This is a genomic window from Bradyrhizobium icense (assembly GCF_001693385.1).
GTDB lineage: Bacteria > Pseudomonadota > Alphaproteobacteria > Rhizobiales > Xanthobacteraceae > Bradyrhizobium > Bradyrhizobium icense.
The window spans coordinates 7,418,878-7,425,000 of sequence record NZ_CP016428.1 but is presented as its reverse complement, the minus strand read 5'-3'; the positions used below and the strand labels follow the sequence as shown (position 1 = coordinate 7,425,000).

The following is a 6,123-nucleotide window of genomic DNA, read 5'->3' as shown; positions in this document are numbered from 1 at the left end:
AGCCTGGTAATGCTTCGGCAGCGCGTTGAACTTCTCGAGGTTCATGATGTTGTGGCCCTGGCCGGTGCCTTCCCACCAGCCCGGATAGTAGTAGTACTTCGCGACCTTCACGAAGCCGAGTTTCTCGTCGTCGTAGGGGCCGACCCATTCCGCCGCGTCGATGGTGCCCTTCTCCAGCGCCGGATAGATGTCGCCGCCCGCGATCTGCTGCGGCACGCCGCCGACCTTGGCGATGATGGTACCTGCGAAACCGCCGACGCGGAATTTGAGGCCGCGGAAGTCGTCCATCGACTTGATCTCTTTCCGGAACCAGCCGCCCATCTGGGCGCCGGTAGAGCCGGTCGGCTGGCCGACGCAGCCATACTCCTTCAAGAGATCGTTGAGCATGTCCATGCCGCCGCCGAAACGCAGCCAGGAAATATGCGAGCGCGTGTTGAGGCCGAACGGCAGCGACGTGCCGAAGGTGAACGCAGGATTCTTGCCCCAATAATAATAGAGCGCTGTGTTGCCCATCTCGACGGTACCGTTCGAAACGGCGTCCAGCACCTGCAGGCCCGGGACGATTTCACCGGCGGCGAATGGCTGAATCTGGAATTTGTTGTCGGTGATTTCGGCAACGCGCTTGGCAAAATATTCGCAGCCGCCATACAGCGTATCGAGTGCCTTCGGCCAGCTTGCCGTGTAACGCCACTTTATCTCCGGGTTCGATTGCGCAATTGCTGGCGCGGCAACCGCACTCGCGGCAAGACCTGCGCCGCCCACCTTCAAGAAATCACGACGTTTCATTTTGTCTCCCTCTGTTATCGTCGAGACCGACCAAGGGACAACGATCTCATGTCGTCTTCTCTGGTTTTCCGATGGGCGGTGCCGGACTGTTGTTTAGGAATGTGGGCCCTGAAACCAAGGCTCTTGGTTTTTCGATGCAATCAATTTCCCGGCTTTATGGACCTGCAGGCAGGATGGCGAATTGGTGATTGATAATCAAGCGTTCTCGTTTCGCCGCAGGTGCGAAGAGCTGCCTGAATATCGGGCGGCTTAGTCGCCTTCACCCGACGAAGGTTAAAATGGCGGCGATGGTGGAGACGCGACTGGTTAATCGGACATGCCGCAGTGCGGTAATTCCGCCGCACAAGCGCCTATGACAGCGTCCGTCACTTGACCTGAACGTGCATGCGCAGGGCAGTGGAATTACCGGCTGTAGCGCGTTTCCGCACGCGCCGCGCGGTCATCGTCTCGTGGAGAATGCCGCTTCCATCGCCCTGCGCGTCTTGATGGTGTCACTGCCTTCGTCGACTTCGACATCATTCCAGCGCACCACCGCGCCGTGGGCGACGTCGTTCTTCAGCTTGACGCGATGGGCAAGCCCGATCGGCAGCGCGCCGGCGGCGAGACTCTTCGATGCCGGCATCAATTTGCCCCATACCGTATAGCCGCCTTCGCCGTCGAGCATTTCGCCGGCGCGCAGATTGCGTTTTGCTACCGCCGCGACGTCGCCGCGGAAATCATGCGGCTGACCGGTCGGCTCGTTGCGCAGCGCGGCCGAGAGGATGGAGATATTGAGCTCAAGCCCGATCAGATGATACGGCTTGTACATCGCCGCATATCGTCCCGATGCGTCGGTCTTCAGCCCATATTGCCTGAAGCAATCGGCAGCATAATCGTTCGGAGCTTCCAGCACGACATAGACGCCCCAGCGCAGATCCCTGAATACAGGACGACCGTCGCGCTCCAGCGAAGACACGACTTCCGCAAGGCCAGCCTTCTCCAGCACGCCGCCCGCCTCGCGCGGCCGCATCACATGCGGCAGATCGTCCACGCCGCAGGGCGGAAACAGCAGACCATCCGACGGCACATCCAGTCCGGTCGCGTTGGCGATCGCCGCCATTTCGATCGCGGATTTCGTGCCGTCCAGAAACGAGTTGAACATCTGCGGATTCATGCCGGCCGATTGTGCTTCGCCCGCCGTCAGCCCGTAATGCTGCCAGACGCCGTCCGGTGTCACGTCGTGATAGGCGGGAAGATATTTGGTGCCCTTGCCGGCAGCGACGACGCGAAAGCCTGTCGCGCGCGCCCAGTCCACCATCTCGGCGGTCAACGCCGGCTGGTCACCATAGGCCAGCGAATAGACCACGCCGGCCTTGCGCGCTTCCTGTGCCAATAGCGGGCCAGCCAGCACGTCGGCCTCGACATTGACCATCACGACATGCTTGCCCGCGGCAATGGCCGCGCGGGCATGACGGATGCCGACGGCGGGATTGCCGGTGGCTTCCACCACGACGTCAACAGCACTGCCTCCGATCGCGCGTGCGCCGTCATCGGTGAAAGTTGTCTGCGCGATCCGCGCCTGATCCCAGCCGACGGTGCGACACGCGTCGCGGGCGCGATCGCGATCGATGTCGATGATGACGGGCACTTCGAGTCCCGGCGTATGCGGCACCTGCGACAAGAACATCGAGCCGAATTTGCCGGCGCCGATCAGCGCGACGCGAACCGGCTTGCCGGCCGCAAGGCGGGCGTTGAGGAGGTGGTGAAGGTTCATGGGGTGTCCGATCGGAGTGAGTCGTGTCCCGGACGCGGTGCAGCACGACGTGCTGCTCCGCAGAGCCGGGACCTATTGTACAGCTATAAACGAGTATCGGCCCCGGCTCAGCAGTGCATCATTTCATGCTGCGCGGCGCCCGGGACACGAGAGTCCTACTCCGCGGCCTGGCGATGCGCTCGTGCGAGCCGCAGCAGCGCGTCGTCATCCACGGTCTGGATCGGCGTGAAGTCGCGATGCGCGATGTAGTCCGGCCTTGTGGGGGTGCGGATATAGTTCGAGACCGCGTTCAGCGTCAGGTAGACGATCTTGCGCGGGTAGGGTGTGATGTTGCCGCTTGATCCGTGCACCAGATTGCCGTGGAACATCAGCATGCCGCCAGCCTTGCCGGTGGGGGCGACGATGCCGCCTTCCTTCACCAGCCGGGTGACAGTCTCCTCATCCAAGGTCCACAGCGGATAGGACGTGGTCTCAAGGTCATGCGAAGCCTTCAGATCGCCGGCGTGCTGGCTCTTCGGCACCAGCATCAACGGGCCGTTGATCGGCATCACCTCGTCCAGGAAGATCGCGATGTTCATCGCGCGCGGCTCCGGCATGCCGTCGTCGCGCTTCCAGGTGCCGTAATCCTGATGCCACTGCCAGACATCGCCGGTGAAGGCGGCTTTGGCGTTGATCTTGAACTGATGCATGTAGACCTTCTCGCCGAAGATCTGCTCGATCGGCTCGATCATGCGTGGATGCGCAGCGAGCGCGCCGAACGCCTCGTTGTAGAGGTGCGCGGCAAAGGCGGTGCGCGGCGCGCCGCTCTTCTCGCGCCACACCTCCGGCCGGTTGGCGTCGTAGATGCTGACGGCCTCGCGTGCGAGATAATCCACTTCCTCCTGGCTGAACAACTCCGGCAGGAACAGCCAGCCTTCGCGGTTGAAGAATTCGATCTGCTGTGGCGTCAGTTTCATGGTGTTTCCTCCCTTGGCTTTTGTTGTTGTCATTCCGGGATGGTCCGACCCGGAATCTCGAGATCCTCAGGTGCGCAATTGCGCACCATAGTTCGATGCTTCGCATCGCCCCGGAACGACGGCGCCTCGATTACGCCGCCCTATCCGTCGCTCTCAGTCTCTCCTCCGTCATCCGCCCGGCCGTCTGCGCATGCGCCAGCGCAGCGGCTTCCGCCGCCCTGGCATTGCCGGCGAGGATTTGCGCGGCAATCGCCTCATGTTCGGCCCAGGCGCGCTCGCGGTAGTCGAGCTCCGCCAGCACGGTCGCCATCGAGCGGCGCATGTGCGGCCATTGCGGCGCGATCATTTCCTCGATCGCGGGATTGCCCGCGAGGCGATAGATGGCGCCGTGAAAATCGACGTCGAGGGCGATCAGCCGCGAAAGCGGCGTGTCTTTGCCAATGCTCCGCCCGGCCTGCAGCGCCGCCTCGACCTGCTTGCGGCCTGACGCATCGGCGTTGCATCGCCCGGCAGCCAGCCGTGCCGCCAGCGCGTCGATGGCGCCGCGGACTTCGTAAAGCTGGCGAATGCGTTCGGGATCGAGCCGGGTGACTTCAAAGCCGCGGCGGCCGCTCTCGGCGACGAGCCCCTGCCGATGCAGCAAATGCAGCGCGTGGGACACCGGCTGGCGCGAGACGCCAAGCTTTTCCGCAAGCTCGTTCTGCCGGATGCGGTGCCCGGGCGGCAGCGAACGATCGGTGATCGCCTCGAGGATCCGGGCATAGACCTGGTCGATCAGGTTGGGAAGCGGATCCAGTGGGATCATGCCGGGTGCCCTTTTTGGAATACGGAATTCCGAATTCAGAAGTAGCGGATAGATCAGTCCCGGTCAAGGCTGACGCCTGCTGGCCTTTCTGTGGGTATGCTGTGGCGGGGGCGATCGGAGGTCGGCCATGAGCAACGACGCAGCCGGTTTCGTTGGCAATATCCCTCAGTACTATGATCAAGGCCTGGGCCCGATCATCTTCGCCGAGTATGCGGCGGACATTGCCAAGCGTGTCGCCAGCGGCGGTCCGGTGCGGGTGCTCGAAACCGCCGCCGGCACCGGCATCGTCACGCGGCAGTTGCGCGAGGTGCTGCCAAGAGACGCAGAGCTGACTGCGACCGACTTCAATCCGCCGATGCTCGATGTTGCCCGCGCCAAGTTTCAGCCTGGCGAGCAGGTCGCCTTCCAGCCTGCCGACGCGGCCGCACTTCCATTCGCCGATGCAAGCTTCGATGCGATCGTTTGTCAGTTCGGCCTAATGTTCTTTCCGGACAAGGCAAAATCCTTTTCCGAGGCTTATCGTGTGCTCGCGCCCGGCGGCCGCTATGTGCTCAGCGTCTGGGACTCTCATCGCTACAATCCGTTCGGCCGGATCGCGCATGAGGTGGCCGCGCGTTTCTTCCCTGCCGATCCGCCGCAGTTTTACAACGTGCCGTTCTCCTGCCACCAGATCGATCCGATCAAGGAGATGCTGATAACGGCGGGGTTCGACGACATCGGCATTGCCGTGATCAGACAGGTAAGAGAACTGCCTGACGTCGCAATTTTTGCGCGGGCGGCCGTCCATGGTAACCCGCTGATCGATCAGGTCCGGGCACGTGGCGGCGTAGATCCTGACCAGATCGTCGACACGATGGCACAGGCGTTTCGCCGCGAGTTCGGCGATCCCGGCCGGATGCCGGTTCAGGCGATCGTGTTCTCCGCGACAAAGAGCCGATGACGCCGCTCACGCGAGCAGGTTTACGTCGAGCTGTCCGATCCGCTCGGCATCGGCCACCGCTTCGACCGCCGAAATCCGTTCGCCGCTGATCGTCAGCCGCACCACGATGCGCAGTTGGCCGCCGAGAATGACGGCGAGCGCCAATGCACCGTCGACCAGCGCCGGCCTGGCCGACTGTGCGCGTCCCTTGAAGGCTTCTGCGACCGCGGCGGCGCCACGAATTTCCGCGAGCGAGCCGAGGCGTTGCGCGGCAGCATCGGCACGAAATACCACGTCGGGATCGAGCACCGTGAGCAGCCCCTCAAAGTCACCCTCGCGGGAGGCCTTGATGAACGCGTCGACGATGTTTTTCTGCCGGCCGAAGTCGGCGTCTGGCGGCGGGCTGCCTTGCACCCGGCGGCGGGCGCGGCTGGCCAGTTGCCTCGCCGCGGCAGGTGTGCGGCCGACGATCGGGGCGATCTCTTCGAACGGCACGGCAAACGTGTCGTGCAGCACGAAGGCAAGCCGTTCGGCCGGCGCGAGTGTTTCCAGCACCACCAGCAGCGCCGCGCCGACGGAATCCGCCATTTCCGCGTCGCGCCCATGCATATCGTCAGCGACAGGTTCCGGCACGTGCGGACCCATAGGTTCCTCGCGCCGCGATTTGCGCGAGCGCAGCATGTCGAGGCAGACGCGGGCGACGACCGTGGTCAGCCACCCCCCGAGGTTTTCGACCGCGCTGGTATCGGAGCGGCTCAGCCGCAGCCAGGTTTCCTGCACGGCATCATCGACCTCGCTCGTCGAACCCAGCATACGGTAGGCCACCGCCCTCAGATGGGGCCGGTTGGCCTCGAATTTCTCAGCCAGAAACTTTTTCTCGTCCATCGGTCACATTCCCATGTCG

The 6,123-nt window shown here is 63.3% G+C and carries 6 protein-coding genes (1 of these 6 only partly in view); 1 reads left to right on the top strand and 5 read right to left on the bottom strand.

Annotated elements, in window-relative coordinates:
• From LMTR13_RS34440 to LMTR13_RS34425, 4 genes are all read right to left on the bottom strand, one after another.
• Positions 1-786, bottom strand: the 5' portion of a protein-coding gene (locus LMTR13_RS34440) for a TRAP transporter substrate-binding protein (protein ID WP_065731626.1). Its footprint begins 303 nt before the window's first position; 786 of the gene's 1,089 nt are visible here — the first part of the coding sequence; it begins with the start codon at positions 784-786; its stop codon lies off the left edge, out of view.
• A 439-nt stretch (positions 787-1,225) separates the two neighbouring features.
• Positions 1,226-2,539, bottom strand: a complete 1,314-nt coding sequence (locus tag LMTR13_RS34435; RefSeq protein ID WP_065731625.1) for an NAD(P)H-dependent oxidoreductase — start codon at positions 2,537-2,539, stop codon at positions 1,226-1,228.
• Between the two features lie 155 nt (positions 2,540-2,694).
• On the bottom strand, positions 2,695-3,495 hold the full coding sequence (locus tag LMTR13_RS34430; protein WP_065731624.1) for a phytanoyl-CoA dioxygenase family protein: 801 nt from the start codon (positions 3,493-3,495) through the stop codon (positions 2,695-2,697).
• A gap of 130 nt (positions 3,496-3,625) precedes the next feature.
• Positions 3,626-4,300: a GntR family transcriptional regulator gene (locus LMTR13_RS34425; protein WP_065731623.1), complete on the bottom strand. Its 675-nt coding sequence runs from the start codon at positions 4,298-4,300 to the stop codon at positions 3,626-3,628.
• 127 nt (positions 4,301-4,427) lie between these two features.
• Here LMTR13_RS34425 and LMTR13_RS34420 point away from each other — a divergent pair, with 127 nt between their 5' ends.
• On the top strand, positions 4,428-5,240 hold the full coding sequence (locus LMTR13_RS34420; protein ID WP_065731622.1) for a class I SAM-dependent methyltransferase: 813 nt from the start codon (positions 4,428-4,430) through the stop codon (positions 5,238-5,240).
• Positions 5,241-5,246: 6 nt separating this feature from the next.
• On the opposite strand, the gene LMTR13_RS34415 is transcribed toward LMTR13_RS34420, so the two are convergent.
• Complete coding sequence (locus LMTR13_RS34415) at positions 5,247-6,104, bottom strand: sigma-70 family RNA polymerase sigma factor (RefSeq protein ID WP_065731621.1); 858 nt, start codon at positions 6,102-6,104, stop codon at positions 5,247-5,249.
• Positions 6,105-6,123 lie beyond the last annotated feature (19 nt).